General features: G+C 41.7%; 11 protein-coding genes and 1 pseudogene. 5 read left to right on the forward strand and 7 right to left on the reverse strand.

Annotation, left to right across the window (positions count from 1 at the left end):
* Positions 1-54: 54 nt before the first annotated feature.
* The 3 genes from BJP34_RS50535 to BJP34_RS24615 all read right to left on the reverse strand — a co-directional run bounded on the left by BJP34_RS50535 (position 55) and on the right by BJP34_RS24615 (position 9,125).
* Positions 55-240, reverse strand: a complete 186-nt coding sequence (locus BJP34_RS50535; protein WP_418904068.1) for a transposase-like zinc-binding domain-containing protein — start codon at positions 238-240, stop codon at positions 55-57.
* A gap of 466 nt (positions 241-706) precedes the next feature.
* On the reverse strand, positions 707-1,834 hold the full coding sequence (locus tag BJP34_RS24610; RefSeq protein WP_070394618.1) for a S8 family serine peptidase: 1,128 nt from the start codon (positions 1,832-1,834) through the stop codon (positions 707-709).
* A gap of 139 nt (positions 1,835-1,973) precedes the next feature.
* The gene (locus BJP34_RS24615; RefSeq protein WP_070394619.1) at positions 1,974-9,125 is read right to left on the reverse strand and encodes a LamG-like jellyroll fold domain-containing protein; all 7,152 of its coding nucleotides are present in this window, start codon (positions 9,123-9,125) and stop codon (positions 1,974-1,976) included.
* Between the two features lie 174 nt (positions 9,126-9,299).
* On the opposite strand from BJP34_RS24615, the gene BJP34_RS24620 reads away from it, so the two are divergent.
* A complete protein-coding gene (locus BJP34_RS24620) occupies positions 9,300-9,605 on the forward strand; it encodes a DUF433 domain-containing protein (RefSeq protein WP_070394620.1) in 306 nt (101 codons plus the stop codon).
* 221 nt (positions 9,606-9,826) lie between these two features.
* Here BJP34_RS24620 and BJP34_RS24625 read toward each other — a convergent pair.
* Positions 9,827-11,203, reverse strand: a pseudogene (locus BJP34_RS24625) (IS701 family transposase).
* 93 nt (positions 11,204-11,296) lie between these two features.
* On the opposite strand from BJP34_RS24625, the gene BJP34_RS49380 reads away from it, so the two are divergent.
* From BJP34_RS49380 to BJP34_RS24640, 3 genes are all read left to right on the forward strand, one after another.
* Complete coding sequence (locus BJP34_RS49380) at positions 11,297-11,425, forward strand: hypothetical protein (RefSeq protein WP_267876363.1); 129 nt, start codon at positions 11,297-11,299, stop codon at positions 11,423-11,425.
* A gap of 63 nt (positions 11,426-11,488) precedes the next feature.
* Complete coding sequence (locus BJP34_RS24630) at positions 11,489-12,100, forward strand: Uma2 family endonuclease (RefSeq protein ID WP_070394621.1); 612 nt, start codon at positions 11,489-11,491, stop codon at positions 12,098-12,100.
* 400 nt (positions 12,101-12,500) lie between these two features.
* On the forward strand, positions 12,501-14,609 hold the full coding sequence (locus BJP34_RS24640) for a protein-disulfide reductase DsbD family protein (RefSeq protein ID WP_070394623.1): 2,109 nt from the start codon (positions 12,501-12,503) through the stop codon (positions 14,607-14,609).
* Here the strand turns inward: BJP34_RS24640 and BJP34_RS40820 are convergent.
* Positions 14,585-14,800 (reverse strand): hypothetical protein, encoded by a 216-nt coding sequence (locus tag BJP34_RS40820; protein ID WP_149031161.1) that lies wholly within the window; start codon positions 14,798-14,800, stop codon positions 14,585-14,587. The genes BJP34_RS24640 and BJP34_RS40820 overlap by 25 nt on opposite strands.
* Positions 14,801-14,905: 105 nt before the next feature.
* Here BJP34_RS40820 and BJP34_RS24645 point away from each other — a divergent pair, with 105 nt between their 5' ends.
* The gene (locus BJP34_RS24645; RefSeq protein WP_070394624.1) at positions 14,906-15,601 is read left to right on the forward strand and encodes a redoxin domain-containing protein; all 696 of its coding nucleotides are present in this window, start codon (positions 14,906-14,908) and stop codon (positions 15,599-15,601) included.
* On the opposite strand, the gene BJP34_RS49385 is transcribed toward BJP34_RS24645, so the two are convergent.
* Entirely contained in the window at positions 15,598-15,729 is a 132-nt protein-coding gene (locus BJP34_RS49385) for a hypothetical protein (protein WP_267876364.1), read from the reverse strand. The genes BJP34_RS24645 and BJP34_RS49385 overlap by 4 nt on opposite strands.
* 220 nt (positions 15,730-15,949) lie before the next feature.
* The gene (locus tag BJP34_RS24650) at positions 15,950-16,855 is read right to left on the reverse strand and encodes a LysR family transcriptional regulator (RefSeq protein ID WP_083305336.1); all 906 of its coding nucleotides are present in this window, start codon (positions 16,853-16,855) and stop codon (positions 15,950-15,952) included.
* Between the last annotated feature and the right edge of the window lie 65 nt (positions 16,856-16,920).

Here is a 16,920-nt window from a genome sequence, read left to right on the forward strand (position 1 = left end):
AATAATAAATAAGAAGCATAATTAATAATTCCAACATTGTCTTGATGCAGTCGCTCATGGAGTAAACCCCATGAGCGACTGCATCGCTTTTAGGCAGAGCAATTTAGTTTTTTCATCGTAACCACGCTCAGTTTTAACCTCTATAAATTGTCGTCCACATTCGTTGCATTTATATCTTTGTTTTCCTCTTTGATGACCATATTTATGAGTTTTATTGCTATGACATTTAGGGCATTCCATGGTTTTTTTTTTAATCCCATTTTTTGATTCAGCAAAACCGAAAAAATGGACTAAATCAATGTCATTTTAACATCATATTTATACATAAACTTTATAAGTGATTATTTCCAAATCACATTCGGAACTTTCTTATTTTAAGTTGGCACTTATGACAGCTTCCTTAGCTTTAGGCGAATTTTATTCTCTTATTTGTGCTTCATTCATTTTATAATTTAACCAAACCAAATTCACTTATTTTAGCTACTCAGGGAGGCTTGCCACTCGCTCTTGGGGAAGAAATAGCTCAATATTTGGACAACTAAAATAAGAATCAATTAGCTTAACCATCACCCCCACTAATGGGCAAAGAACGGATGCGAAGGCGAGTTTATTCAAACACCACCACACTCCCCTTTAACAGTTCGAACTGCAGTTCGATGATTAGGAAACGAATCGAGCTGCTTCTAACGCTGGGTGATTATTGAGCTTATGAATGAGATAAACTGATTAAAGAAGTATAGGGAGATTGAGCAACGCGAATGGATGGATTTTTGAGGATAAACTCAACAGAAATTCTTGGTGCTTCAATCAAAAAGATTGGTGTAGCTGGGAACGATTTGATTAACTTAAATGAAATCTTCTCAAGAACAGAATCAATGGTATTTCCCTGATATAACATAATTAAAATAATAATTTTTTGGGAGTTTTCACTGCCTTGCTGTTTCAATTTGGGGTCAATCCAAGAAGGACTTTTCGAGATTCCCTTCTCCTGCTCAATCTCGTTGTTAGATGTTTTTACCTCTTCGAGACGTAATGATGATTGTGCTTTCTCGGGATTCAGATATCCAAATCTACACCTGTGCTTTTGATCTGATTTGAGGGGATGGCTACTTTGGATCAATCCCTGTTTGATTTCATTTGATGAGCATTCTGGATTTTGTTGCCAAAGCCAAGCCGCATATCGGGCAGCAATAGCGCAAGCCATTGATGTGCCATCCATCAAAACCTGTTTCCCGTTTTTTTGAAAAGGAATCTTCACACCGGGTGCTACAAGGTCTGGTTTGATGCATTGTTGTAAGCCTGGCAGATGGGCACTTCCTGAAAATGCGGGGATTTCTCCGGTCCACGAGCACGCCCCGATTGACAAGACAGATGGATAATAGCCAGGTGAGCGGCTTCGACCCGCTCCATCGTTTCCTACTGCTACAATGGGCAATACTCCTTGATCGATAAAAAGTTGTAGGTGGGATTCAAAAATAGGGGACTGTTCTACAATTCCAAGGGGAAGTACTAAAATCTGAATGGGTTGAGATAACATCCACTCCAAAGCATGAAGCAGATTCGATACTACATTTTGCTTTGTGATAGCTGCGCAAACATGCAAACGTATCGAAACTTCAGGTAAGTTGCTCAATTCTTTTGAATTCGTGGGCCATGTTTTGGTTAATAACGCTGCCGTGTAAGTTCCGTGATTGGCTTTGTCATAACACGTCTTCTCAGTCAAATTCCCAGATTCATCGATGTCTTGAAAGGCTTCAATCTCTCTGAACAATCCCATATATTCAGGATCGACTCCTGTATCGATCAGCCCAATGTGGATTTTTTCTTCGATCATTGTTTTTTGTGGTTTGGTCAAGTGATATGAGATGAACCCCTCCCAAGAAACTTCTGGGGAGAGTGAATTTCATGTTTAAGAAGCTCTAGCTTAACTTCAAACTTCTAAATCACTTGAATTCAATAAATTTTATTTTTAATTATTTAATTTTAGGAACATACCCCCACTGCAAACCAGCATAGAGAGTTTGCAAAGCAACATCTGAAACTACAATTCCTCCTATTACCCATGGTGATTTACTTTTAGTTAGCATAAGCCCTGATGAAATGATCCCTTTAAACGGGTCAACTATATTTGCGATTTGTTTTTCTGCTGGTTCAGCGTCCTTTTCGCCCCTTTGTAAACCATCATAAACAGAAAATAAGATAAGGTGAAGAACCTCATAGCCAATAGTCCATCCTAAGGAAAGTGAACCCAAAGAGTTATATTTCACACGATAATGTTTAGAATCGATGACTAACGAAATAATATCCAAAAGATTAGCAAGCCACTGATATGCCCAAATTCCTATCGACAATCTCTTATAAGGTCTTTCATCAGGAAAAGCATCAGTTCCTGCTGCTCCTGGATATCCCCCTGGAAATCCAGAGATTTGTTTCATGATGTTGTTTAGGGTTGATAAGATATTGAGAATTACCATAGGGCCAGTAGGAGTTAATTCCATACGTGTATAAACCACTTCACCACCAATCAAATCAGAAATTAGAAGGGGGCGGCCAGTAGACTCATTAATCACAAAACCAGCAGGGGATAATATAACATCAAGAAATGCCGAAAACAATCCATCGATAATTTGAAATACCCCATATAAAACAGCCCAAACTTTTTTCTCTGCAACACTAGCGAGTGATATATTATCGATCCCTTTAAATGGGGCATCTCCTTCTATTACTTTATAAATAATAGTAGCTGGAATTGCGGATAACAAAGTATAAATATTTAAAATTGTCAGCTTTTTTCCTCCATCGATTAATGAAAATAAATCCTTAATAAAAGGAAGATTGATCTCTTCTATGGCTGCATTTTTAATTAATGTGCTTAAACTCCCTGCATGTTCAAATGTATGATCTCCAACTTTCTTTAAAATATCAATAGCAGGATCTATAATGTCTTCCACTAAATCTAGGGCAAATGTAATCGCAATTTGTGGCAGCTTATTAGGCTGGTGAATTGCCTCTTGCAGCAAGCCTTCAACCTGTCTTACTGCTCTTTCTATGGTAGAGAAGACCTCGCGTTCAACATCCTCCGCAATTTCCTCTAAAAAACTCTGATGAGTTCCTCCAAGATGATGAGCAGAGGTGTTAGGAGCCTGTGTTTCACTATGATTTCCTCCTATGATTCGAGATAATAACCACTCTAATTTTTGTAAAGCTCCCTCATGCTGATGATCATGCCCACGAGAATTCAAAGTGCTATCATCGATACCATATTTTTTCTTAGCATATTCAATGGTGGAATCAACGTTTGTCTTGACATCAGTAAACATTTTATCCATTTCGTTTTTTAGAGGGCTCAAAACACTTTTGGAGGAATCGGCTAAATTATCCATTGTTGCAGTAAATGCACTGTTCAAAACATTTTGCGTATGCAAAATATCATCCCAATCAAACAAGAATGCTAAGAATTCAATAAATTCTTTAATCGCAGCACCGATGCGTTTTAAAATGTGTCCAATCGCCTCTCCAATAATTTTCAAGTCTTCTACGATAATGTGGAAAGCTTCATCGGCAAAGTGGATTGTCATTTTGATGACTTTTTCCACATCTTCTTCAATCGCGTTAGCTAGTTGGATTCCTCCATCAATGAGGTCCACAGCTCCCTTTTCTACTCCATCTTTCACATCAGACACAATGCTTACTGTGCCTTTCCCTAGGTCTTCTAAGGCTCCACCAACATGGCCATGAACTAGATCATTGGCTACGTGCTTTGTCGTATTTACAACATCTTTCCCTACATGCTCAACGGTATCAATGGTATCTTCTCCCACTTTTTCTACGGTATGCACTGCAATTTTAGTAACGTGAGCAATGTCTTTACCTCGATCACTAAAGAAGTGTCCGATACTCTTAAAGAAATTTTGAGAGACTCCACCTAACACAATCTCTGTGCTTGATTGTCCTTGTACAGCCTCTGACTCTGCTTTATTTAGGGATTTATATCGATGTCCACCATTGCTATCATCAAAAGCAAGTTCCCAGTGGGGATGCTCCATGCTATGGGGTTTGGCTACTCTATGCACCCGAACTCCATGCCTAGTTTTCTCATAGGTGTGATGAGCTGTCTTCCCTAAATTTTGTAAGGCCTTTTGGATATGGCCACAACTCTCCTTGGACAATTGATTTGCGTTATTTCCAAGTTTACCTGCCTGAGCCGATTCGTAAAGGTGACCATCCTTTAAGTTGGCTGTGGTTTTGTACATATCCGAATCAGGAAAAACATGGATGTATTCATTCTTGGGCATCTGATTCGTGCGAACACGTAACCCCGGCGTGGTTAGTTCTTGGTGCTCATTGTCACGTACATAATTTCCATTTTTATCGAGCAAGAGTTCAGAAATCACAATCTTGGAAAGGGCATTGGGAGAAAAATACTTTGGACTTACATAGTCCACAGTGTATACCTCATGATCCACGATTAATTTGACTTCCTCTCCAGGGTTTAAAGATAGAACTTCTACTTTTTTCGCTGTAGGAGGAACCGTGATAATTGTCTGGTATGCATGGCACTTTTGCAATTGGCTATTTGGAGTGTCAGGAGTGCATACCGCACCATTTGCATCAAAATAAAGGTATTCTTCAGTTAGGGAAGATTTGCTAGAAATTCCCACCACTTTTTCTGAGACAACATGCTCTAAGTGCAAAGATTGAATGGTACTAGACAAAGTTTCTTGGTCAAAGTGGTATGTTGTTTCCTCACCATTAAAATGTTTGGAACTGAAAAAACTCACTTCCGTTTCTGGTCCCACTTTCATAGATCGGATCGTGCCCAAGAAAGACGCATCGCTTACATTGCCTGTGACCAGAGTCCCCTGTCCCCCAAAATTATTTTCTTGGTAAACAACAAATTCCCCCGCATTCGGAGCGTATCCACTATCTTTTGCTGTTCCTGAAGTTCGATTGATTCTTACTGTTGTCCCATCTAAGCTAGCTTTCATGGGAGTCCACTCTTGAAGCACTTCATATTTTTTAGACAAAGGTAAGTTGTCTGTTAAATCCCAAGCTGTAAACTGACTGGGCAAGGTAAGCGGAGTTGACCCCATCACCTCTTTAATCTGATTGCTGTCATCATTCATGGGCCAGTAACGTTTCAACCCAGGTTCTAAGGCAGAAAGGTGCTTTGTCATTTTTTCTTGAATTTCTTGTTGAGAAAGCACTCGATCCCAGAAACGGACTTGGGCAATATTTCCTTCAAAGAAATATTGCGGTGAATCCCAAGATTCACCAATAGAAATATGGGTTTGCCAAGTAAAATTAGAACTTTGCTTACTTCCCGAAGCTACTTTTACGCCATCGATATAGAGGAATTGTCCTCCAGAACCAAGGGTATGGGCTACATGGTGCCACTGGTTATCATTGAGGTACAACCCTGTGCTTCCAATGGTTTCATCATTCCACACACGAACAAAAATATTTCCATCCCTGAGGTAAAGGTTTCGATCATGGCTGTTATTTTGGCGACACATGAGCAATCCTCCATTGGGCTTACTTGTTCTGAACCAGAGTTCATGGGTAATTTCTGTCTCTGGCTCATTGTACTCAACGAGCAAACTGGTATTGATTCCATTGAAACGAAGCGCTGGAGTGATAGGTTTGCTAATGGCTACATAACGATAGTTAGAATGGATGGGGGATTGCTCCAAAAAGCGAGCAACACTGTGCCAATTTGCTCCATAAATGGTTCCGTGATGTTTAGAAGCATTGTCTGCTGTATCTTGGGCAGTGGTTCCAGAGCCATCATCAAGATACCATTCCCCGATCAAACCGATATCCGCTCCCCAATATCCATTGTAGATTGAACCTAAAGCTCCTTCATAAATTAACGTATTGATTTCTGAAGCAACCAAAGGTTTTTGCCAGACTCTGACTTTATAGAGATATCCCTGAAAAAATCCAGGATTAGAAAGTGGAGAATGTCCTAAGGTTAAATGAGTTTGCCAGTTAAAGTCTGAATTCCCCTTGTTCCCTTTAGCCACCAATTTGCCATCTACATATAATTGTTGGCCATCATGCCCAATGACATGAGCCACATGATGCCATTGATTATCATGAAGAGAAAGCCCTACGGATTCGCTGCTAATGGTTTCCTCTGTATAAAGACGGGCAAAGATATTTCCACCCTTGAGGAATAGATCTCGATCATAGGCTCCATGCAAGCTCCCCTCTGAAGCGCACATTAAACCTCCGTTTGGATTCCAGGTTTTAAACCAAAATTCGTGGGTAATTCCTGTTTCTGGCTCGTTCAAAGGAATATTGACATGAGTACTGGTACCATCAAAAAACAAGGCGTTGATGTTGTCGTTTCTATAATTAACATTTCCATTGTTAGGAATTTCGTCTTTGAAATCCCAATTCCCATCTCGATCAATAGAATAGAGTTTGGCTGCCTGTCCTGAGTTGTTCGCAAAGGTAATGTTATTCAACGGCGAACCATTCCCCACACTGCGCAAATGCGCTGTTCTTACCTTATGGACAAAGAAACCATTTGCATCCAAAAGGCCAGACTTGTTCATTACTTGAATCGTATCGATGACATAAGTCGGTTGGGAGTTACTCCTTACAACAAGATAAGACAAATCAGGAATGTTATGTAGTTCTAGGGGATGGTAAGGCCCCAGTGTTCCTTTTTCAAGCCAACTGCCATCTGTGCTAACCTGAGATACCAACAAGGTATCACGAGTTGGATTGACCAATTTAACCGACACCATTTTGAGGGTATAGGTTTGTTGGGGAGATTGAGTTGCAGTGTATACTCCCACTGCTTCTTGGGTACCCCGTTTAAAGAATACCCAAGTATGTTTATCAAAGGTTGGTCTGTTAGAACTCTGATTATGGGAAAGCTTGGCATACAAATGCAATCCCCCTTGAAAATCTGCCCAATAAACATCAATAGGGAAGCCAATTTGATTGATCACAGTAAGATTGATTGCTGCGCCGGTTCCTTCTGATCTTAGATCGCTTGTTTTGATTGGGTGGGCTTCTGGGGATTTTAATTGAAGGCTATAAAATTGCTCAAGAGTTTCACTGGCAATCAAACAACCTACCTCTTCCTGTGTATCTCGTTTTAAAAAGATCCAAGCATGAGTTGCGAAGGTACTTTGTTGAAAATTTTGTCCATCTTCTAAATGTCTGTAAAATTGTGGTTTTCCCGCAAAATCAACCCAGTAAACCTCAATAGGAAAACCGAAGTGATTGGTGAGATTAAATTGAACTGCAAGACTACTTGTTTTTGATTTTAAATCACGAGTTCTCACCCGATTAATTTTGGGAAGATAACTCCCTCTAATTGCCTTTAACACGACATTTGAATTTCGATCTTTAGCGATAAAGAGCTGTCCAGGAAAACAATTATAGGTAACCGATTGATTTTTTCCTAAAAAGGGAGATATCGGCTCATTTTCACCGACTATATACACTTCCACTTCAAGACTAGTTTCATTCACAAACTGGATTTTACTTGAAGGAGTTCCTGTATAAGAGGGAGCTTTAATTTCATAGGTTCTGTTCGTGTAAGTGACGACAAAAGAATCGATCAAATCTTCACAGAAGTATTCCTTGATGTAAAAGAGTGCTCCCACTTTGGTATAAGCTTTTTTGGACTCATTTTTCTGAATGGTAAAAGGAGTTGCGTCTTTTCCTTCTAAATTCACCAAAGTTGCTGTAATGTCTAAACCAGAATTGTTGACGATTGTAATTTCTCTTGCTTCTCCCCATCCTTCTGGATTGCTGGCGATGTAAGCTTCGAGATCTGTATTTCTAATCTCGACTGTTTTTTCTAGCATCGTAGCATCCATCCCATAAACGGTAATTCCTTTCGGGAAATACCGATCTGGTTGGAGTTCTTTCGCTTTACACAGCCAAGGAGTTCTGTTGACATTTTCTAATAAACTCTGTTCTTTTGGCCCCAAGGTTTGGACGAATTGCTCTTGATCGCCAATTTTTCGGTAAAGATCTAAGGGCATATCAAGATAATTCACAATTCCTGCTAGCGTGTTCCCAATAATGAATTCCTTATCAAAACTTGAGGAGAAATAAACATCAACAATTTGTTCTTGTTCTCCTGCTCCCGTTTTAAAAATGTAATCGCTATTGACCTCTTGCAGTTCATAATAATTACCAGCTTGTAGATCAAAGGCATGGGTTAAAGTAGAACCACTAATGGAATAGGCTTTTACATCAAACTGAGAACGATTGATGAATTTCATGGAATAGCTTAAAGTTTGTCTACTCAAGGTTCCCTGAATGGTTCCATTTTGATTGTTACCGCTATAGTCAATTACATTTGCCCCTGTTTCTTCATTCATTGGCCATGAGCAGAGCAATCCTGTCTGTGGATGGAGTAGGTTTTTGTGCATGTCCTCTTGAATTTCCGCTTGACTTCGTTCAATTCCCCAAAGGCGCACTTCTCTAATGTATCCATTAAAATTATCTCTTGTTGCATCATAGGATTTTCCTACGAAAATGGTATCCTGCCAGTCAAATGCTGATCGCTGTTTGTTTCCTTGGGCTACTTTTACTCCATCGATATAAATAAATTGTCCTCGCGAACCAATGGTATGAGCTACATGATGCCACTTGCCATCATTGAGTGTTAGGTTTTTGCTATGAATAATTTCATCCTCAAAAGGCTTCCAAACTCGGGCAAAGACATTACCATTTTTTAAATAAATATGACGGTCATGTCCCCCTCGATTTTCGGAAGTACACATGAACAATCCCCCATCAGCTTGGTGGGTTTTAAACCAAAGTTCATGTGTGATTCCTTCCACAGGCTCTGCTAAAGCTGTTTTGACTAGAGTATCTGAACCATTGAAGTATAGGCTTTGAGGTTGAGTTGCCCCTCCACTTTTAAGATGAAGGACTTGATTTTCACGGCTTGCATCAAGACTTCCTACATTGGTACTCCCTTCTTTTACAATCAGGTTAGTGCTGGATACTGGAGTATGAGTGTAGATTTCTCCTGCTTGAATTTCGTGACGCAATGTATCATTTTCGTATAGATCTAATTTTGTACTTCGATGATTAATAAAAATTGCTTTTGACATATTCATTCCTTCCTCATCTTCTGATACCATCCAAGTAGCATCTTTCTGTACTGGTGCTAATTTATATACTATTTAATCTGATACAGGTTTCACAGTACCCTTGCGGGTACTTTTTTTGATTCAGCAACGCCGCTGATTCAGCAACGCCATCCTGATCCTGACTAGGCGTTTGGTACCATATGAAATAGCAACCTGATAAAGTCTATGACTCTAGCAATTGCCCTTGAACCCGCACCTATAGAGGCAGATGCCCATGGTGTTGTACGAATTGCCAAAACTCGCGTCACCCTAGACACTGTTGTGACTGCTTTTCTTGAGGGATGCACACCAGAGGAAATCCCAGAGCAATATCCATCGCTACAACTACCAGATATCTACTTGGTTATCGGTTACTACCTCAGACATCAAGATGAGGTTCATACCTATCTGGTAGAACGTCAACGTCAGAGAGATGCAATTCAGCAGGAGGCTGAACAACGCTTTCATCCAATGGGAATACGCGATCGCTGAAAGCGGGACGCGCGTCCATCGCTTACTAGCTAGACAAGTAAGATTTCTACCTCTACGGTAAATACGAGTAGTTGCTGCTACCATTACCGTTAAATTAATCAAGTTTCCGAACGGAACGGAGGTGCTAAAATCTCCAATGGTGCGGAGTGACGTGCAGCTTAGTTGGGTTTTTATCCCTCTTCTGTCACTCTCCGGAATCAATGAGTAACAAATAAGCCATATTATCCAGAATACAAAAATGTTTGACATTGATTAATTTCCCTAATCAGCTGATTTAATCCCAGCAATAACTTGGTATTAGGTAAAATATCTAACCATGGGAAAATCACCCATAACATCATAATTGGTTGAATTAGTAAACGCAAATTGTTTAAGACATTCTTCCATCCATCTTCATGATTCCATTGTTGATGATTACTAACCTCCAAATCATCAGTGTCTGTGGCATCATTTTCTACTTCTTGAGATTTATTTAAAGATAAAAAAGCTGGAGATTTTAGACTAATCATTGTATATACACAAAAAATTATTTCCCACCACTTCTGTATCTCTTTAAATTTAGTAAAGCGATAATCTGTCCATCCCAACTCCTGTTTGCACTGGCGAAAACCATATTCTACCCATGTTCTTAACCCATACAAATTCCCTAAAGTTTTCTTGAGATTACCGGTTAGGTTTGTCATCACAAAGGAAGTGGAATTTTCTGGCATTGTTTCTGGGTCTGTGGTTATTTCCCAGTAAGTTACTGCTCTCCTTTTTCCATAGACTATTTCCCTAATGTATCTAATTTCTGATTTTTGATTACTAAATATTCTGGTAAATTTACACCACCTATTCGCTCTAACCGTCTGTTCGGATGGCATCCAAACCCCATGATTACTCCTAATTGCTACTACATAAGACAGTCTACATTCCTCTAATTTCCTAATAAATTTACTACTCTCACCATACAAACTATCTGCTAATACTAGTTCAATATTTAATCCTTCATCTACTAGCTCTTCGATTATTTCTGAGGCTAAATCTATTTTGGTTTTGTACTTATCTTCTTGTTTTAGTGTTCCTCTTGGTTTAAAGATTTTAACGACTAAGGGAAACGTTATATTTTTATACAATCCGTAGGCATTCACTGATACTATGCCATTATCTATTTTCCCGACACTTCCTAAATATTGTCTGGCTACATAGTCGGTCTTATTTCCCTTTTTTCTATCTCCGGTTTCGTCAATTATTAATTTGATCGCTTCTCCCTTTAATTGACTTTTTATTTCCTTGATTCTTCGCTTTTTCAGTTCTTCTACTGACCAAGGAGAATTGGCGATAAAGTGATGTAGTGATTGGGCCGATTTTATCCCTACTACTTTGCGGTGCGACCCGTGGCGAATTTAATTCGCCTACGGAAAGCGCACCGGAGCTATTTCTGGTAATGATTTTCTTTTTATTGGTGAGATTATTCCTAAGTGTAAATACTTGAAACACTCATAATTTCTTACTTCTTTAAATAAATCTTTGTAGGTCTGACAATAAGAGTCTATTACCGATACTGTCAGCTGGGGGTCTCTTGGTAAATGTTTGAGAACTTGTAGCTCTACATCCATTGCTGTGTCTACCTTGTACAGTTTGATTTTTTTCTTTCTCTATTCATTCTACTCGGAAAGTGACAGAAGAGGGTTATAGCGTTTATCATAGCTATGAGGTACACATTATTTTTTACTACTTCCGACTTCCGACTTCCCTGCTCCCTGCTCCCTGCTCCCTGCTCCCTGCTCCCTAAAACCCAGAGATTTGTACCTCATGGGTTAAGACTTGCTATAGCCTAAAGACTGGGTATTTTTCTTAACTAGAATAGAATAAACTCTTTTGTGCGGGAAGTAGAGATCGCAATGAAAGTAGCCACCACAGCTGTTGAAACCAATCCCATTGTGTTGAGGATGCCCCCGGCATGGGCTATGGATGATGATCAATTTTTTGAGTTTTGTCAGATTAATCGAGATTTACGAATTGAGCGCACATTAGACGGAAAAATAATTGTTATGCCCCCCACAGGAGGTGAAACATCTCAAAAAAATTCCAACATTAATTTTCAGCTACAGTTGTGGAATCGCCAAACAAAGCTAGGCAAGGTATTTGATTCTTCTGGTGGCTTTAAGCTGCCCAATGGTGCAGAAAGTTCCCCTGATGCTTCTTGGGTCAAAAAAGACAGGTGGGAAGCCCTAACGCCTCAACAAAGGAAAAAGTTTATTCCTCTGTGCCCAGATTTTGTGATTGAGTTGCGCTCTCCCAGTGATAGGGTGAAGAGTCTTAAGGAAAAGATGGAAGAGTACAGGTCAAATGGCGCTCTGTTGGGGTGGTTGATTGATCCAAATAGTCGTCAAGTATATATTTACCGTCCTGGGGTAGAAGTGGAGCAGTTGGACAATCCAGCTACGGTGAAGGGGGATGAATCAGTCCTGCCTGGTTTTGTCATGGTCATGGAAGAAGTTTGGGAAGGGTGAACAACGCTTTAATCCCATTGGAATACGCGATCGCTGAAAGCGGGACGCGCGTCCATCGCCTAATAGCTAGGCGCAATCAATCCGCCGTTGCTGAATTAAGGAATGAATGCGGGATCATCTGGTTTTGGTCAAGCCCCCGTTGGTCCCCCAAATTTGGGGGACTTTGAAAGTCTTGTTCCCCCCAAAATTGGGGGGCTAGGGGGGCTTGACCATACCCATAATCAGCAACGCAATCAATCCAGGTAATCCCAAATAGCTCAATTCCTGGCAAATGACAATTTTAATTTCAAAAGATTAGTTGCTTAATCGATAATGGGTAATGGGTAACTGACCTCACTATACTTGAAATGATTCCTAAAAAAAAATTGTGTAGGTTAAACATGTATTCAGTAGAGTCATCATGTTGCACCAACTCCTCACCTGGATCATAGCCCTAGCCCTAACCCTCTCCACTACCTTACTACCCATTGCTCCTGCCTCGGCTAACCCAGTCCAAACCGAGAACGTCGAGGTGCAATTAATCAGCGAAGTCATCAACATTCAACCTGGAACCCCCTTCTGGGTAGGACTACACTTCAACATCAATCCCGGCTGGCACACCTATTGGCGAAACCCTGGTGACTCGGGTCTTGGAGCTACCCTGAAGTGGACCCTACCCCCCGGCTTTGAAGTGGGAGACATCATTTGGCCCTATCCCCAGCGGCTACCCCTTGAGCCATTAATGAACTTTGGCTATGAAGAAGAGGTTACCCTACTCAGCCAAATCACACCCCCAGCCAACCTAGCTACTCCCGATTCTCTCCAACTCCGAGTAAAAGCTGATTGGCTGGTCTGTGAAGTAAACTGTATTCCCGAAGAAGGCACCTTCAACCTCACCTTACCAATTACCTCTAGACCTCCCTTAGTCAACCAAAATTGGGCACAGGTATTTGAGCAAGCCCGTCAAGCTCTACCCAAACCCTCCCCATGGAAAGTCACGGTCACTATCGAACCACAAGACTTAACCCTGCAAGTAGAAGCCCCCGAAATGGAAGAGGCTCAAATCCAAGAGGTGACCTTTTTCCCACATCAAGACGGTATCATTAGCAACCCAGCGCCCCAAAACGCAGAACTTAATCAAGATGGAATCAGCTTGCGATTGCAGCGAGGCTATCTTAGGAAACTCGACCCCATCACTGGAGTGCTAGTGATTCGAGAATCCCTAGACAACCAATCCGTAGTTCAAGCCTTCACCATTGAAGCCGCAGTAAGCAATGAAATAGGCAAAACCGCCCCAACCCCAACCCAACCCCGATGGGAAGTGCTGCTGCTAGCACTACTCGGAGGCATAATCCTCAACCTGATGCCCTGTGTCTTCCCAGTGCTATCCCTCAAAGCACTCAACATAGTCCAAAAATCCCAGAAAAGTCCCAAGCAAGTGAGACGGCATGCGATCGCATTCACCGCAGGCATTCTCGTCAGTTTTACCGTAGTCGCCAGTGTGCTATTAATTTTGCGATCGCTAGGGCAACAAATCGGTTGGGGATTCCAGCTACAATCCCCCGTTTTCGTTACCTTAATGGCATATCTAATGTTTGCCGTTGGCTTAAGTCTATCGGGAGTCTTTATCTTCGGTGCTTTCATCATGGGAATTGGGCAACGATTAACCACTCGCTCAGGATACATAGGGGAATTTTTCACAGGAGTCTTTGCCACCGTAGTCGCCACTCCCTGCACCGCACCATTCATGGCAACCGCCCTGGGAGTAGCCCTGACCCAATCCGTACCGATAGCGATCGCAATCTTTGAAATGCTCGGTCTTGGGCTAGCCCTGCCCTACCTAGCCATTAGCTTCACCCCAGGATTGCAGCGTATTTTACCCAAACCAGGAGCATGGATGGAAACCTTCCAACAGTTTCTGGCATTCCCCATGTACGCTGCCACCGCCTGGTTAATCTGGGTATTAGCCCAGCAAACTGGAACCAACGGTTTAGCAGCCGCCCTAGCAGGACTAATCCTAATTGCCTTTGCCACTTGGCTGCACCAAAAAACCCGCCTACTCCCCCCTCTAGGAAAGCATCTTGGCTCAATCTGCGCCTTAGTCGCCCTAGGATTTTCCCTGAGCTTAGCCCAAGCTTCCACCACCACTCCTACTGCACTGACCCATAATCAAAATCAGGGAATCAAATGGCAACCCTATACCGCTGAACGACTAGTTAAACTAAGGGAATCAGGAAGCCCAGTATTCCTAAATTTCTCAGCATCCTGGTGCATTACCTGTCTAGTTAATGACCGTGTCGCCCTCAACCAGCCAGAAACCATAGCCGCCTTTGAGTCTAAAAAAATTGCCCTACTCAAAGCAGACTGGACTAATCGTGACCCAGCCATCACCAAAGCTCTAGAATCCTTCGGACGCAGTGGCGTACCCCTTTATGTCTTGTATCCACCAGACTCAGAATTTACCCAGCCTATTATACTACCTCAGATTCTATCCCCAGAGCAAGTTCAACGTGCCATCAAAAATCTATAGGAAAGGGAGTAGGGAGTAGGGAGTAGGGAGTAGGGAGTTGCGTAGGGTGCGTTAGGGGCGGGCTCGCCTTCATTTTCTGCCTCTAAGCCAGTGTTAAGATAGCCAGCCCCGTAACGCACCATCGGGTCAAACAGCAAAAAACAGATGCACCCCAGCGGATTTGGGAGTCGAGAGTGGGAAGCAAGGAACAAAAATTATCACAATTATAAAATTTAGGTAGAATTTAAGGAAATGGACAGTAACAAGTAACAAGTAACAAGTAATAATCAACAATCAACAATCAGCCATCAAGAAACATGAACAATTTTCTCAAATTAAACGGTCAGAAAATCACCACCACTGGATTAGTAGCCCTAGCCTTAATTATCACTGGATGCCAGAATCCTCCCCTCAGCAAAGATTCTAAAACTACAAGTCCAGCATCCACCGCAATTGCAGCATCATCACCATTACAGATTGATGGAAAAGCACCAGAATTCACTGGAGTTGACAGCAACAATACCACCCACAAGCTCAGTGATTTCAAAGGCAAAGTGGTAGTATTAGAATGGACTAATCACCAATGTCCCTTTGTCCGCAAACATTACAGCAGCGGTAACATGCAGAAACTTCAGAAAGAAGCCACCAGCAAGGGAGTAGTGTGGTTATCAATAATCTCCTCAGCTCCAGGACAGCAAGGTCATGTCACCCCTCAAAAAGCCAATGAATTGATTAAAAGCAGTAGCGCTAATCCCACAGCAGTAATTATAGACTCCGAAGGCACCATTGGTCGTCTATATCAGGCTCGCACCACACCCCATATGTATGTTATTGATACTGATGGAGTCTTGAAATACATGGGCGCAATTGATAATAAACCCTCAGCTAATCCAGCGGATGTAGAAACTGCTACCAACTATGTCCAAGCTGCTGTGGATAGTGTTATTACTAATAAACCTGTAGAAACAACAGTCACTCAGCCTTACGGTTGCTCGGTGAAATATAATAGTTAAAGACAGCGGTTTTCAATTCGGTGAGGTACTTTTGTTCTGGGTGTTAGGGAGCAGGGAGCAGGGAGCAGGGAGCAGGCAAGAGGCAAGAGGCAAGAGGCAAGAGGCAAGAGGCAAGAGGCAATAGGCAAAAAATTATGTGTACCTAATAGCTATGAAAAACACTATATTATATTTGAATACAATAGCTAAAGGTTCAATGTTGAAGATTGTTCGCCCTTGGTGTCATTACTATTGTCAAAGAAATAGGGTTCCGTGTAGGAATTGTGAGAACTTTTATTCTCTGTTCCCTAGTCCCAGATCCGCTGTTTCCTGTTCCCAGATCCGCTGTTCCCTGTGCTAAAGTATTATTCACACATCAATTATATTCGCTGTATTTCTAACAACTTGTAAAAATTGCTCAAGAGTAGGACAAGGATTAGTAATACGCCATGCGATCGCTAAGACAATTTCTGCCGTAGAAGGTTGTACTGAGCGATAAACTACCCCATCTCGACGAAAACGTCTGATCGAATTGGGCAATAGAGCAATTCCCATACCCGCTGCCACAAATCCCAACATCAGTTGGGTTTCATTGGTTACTTGACTGACCTCAGGAGTAAAGCCAGCCTGGTGACAAACACGAATCACCGCCGAATATAAACCACATTGATCAGTATTTAATCCCAGAATGAACGGTTCATCCTGGAGTTGCTGTAGTTGCACCTGTTCTTGACTAGCTAGGGGATGAGTTTCAGATACCGCCAACACCAACGGTTCTCGCAGAATCGTTTCCACCATCAGTGATTCATCTACCTTGCGAGGCACAATAAAACCCAAATCAATCCGTTGCTCCAACAATGCCTGAAGTTGTTCCCCACTTGACATTTCCTTAGCCACAATGTGTACATCAGGGTATTGCTGCTTATAAGTTTGAATCGATAGCGGGACAATATCAGCTGAAGAAAACCCCTCAAACCCCAAGATAATCTGGCCAATTTCCCCACGACTAGCTCGCTGAGTAACTTGAACACCCAAATCCACCTGCTTCAGGATCCTTCGCGCCTCTAACACCAACGCCCTACCAGCTTCAGTTAGTTGAATCTGGGGCTTGGTACGATGAAAAAGTTGTACCCCCAAGCTTTCCTCAAGGCGTTTAATTTGACGACTCAAAGGCGGTTGAGCAATATGAAGCCGCTCTGCAGCTCGCCCAAAATTCATCTCTTCCGCCACGACCAGAAAAGTCTTAAGATGATTAAGTTCAATGTTAGATAGCATCAATCATACCTTTCGAGGTATCAAGTCCCTCCAAAAATTATATTAGACAAAATTCACATTACTAC

The organism is Moorena producens PAL-8-15-08-1 (genome assembly GCF_001767235.1).
In the GTDB taxonomy this organism is placed as follows: Bacteria; Cyanobacteriota; Cyanobacteriia; order Cyanobacteriales; family Coleofasciculaceae; genus Moorena; species Moorena producens_A.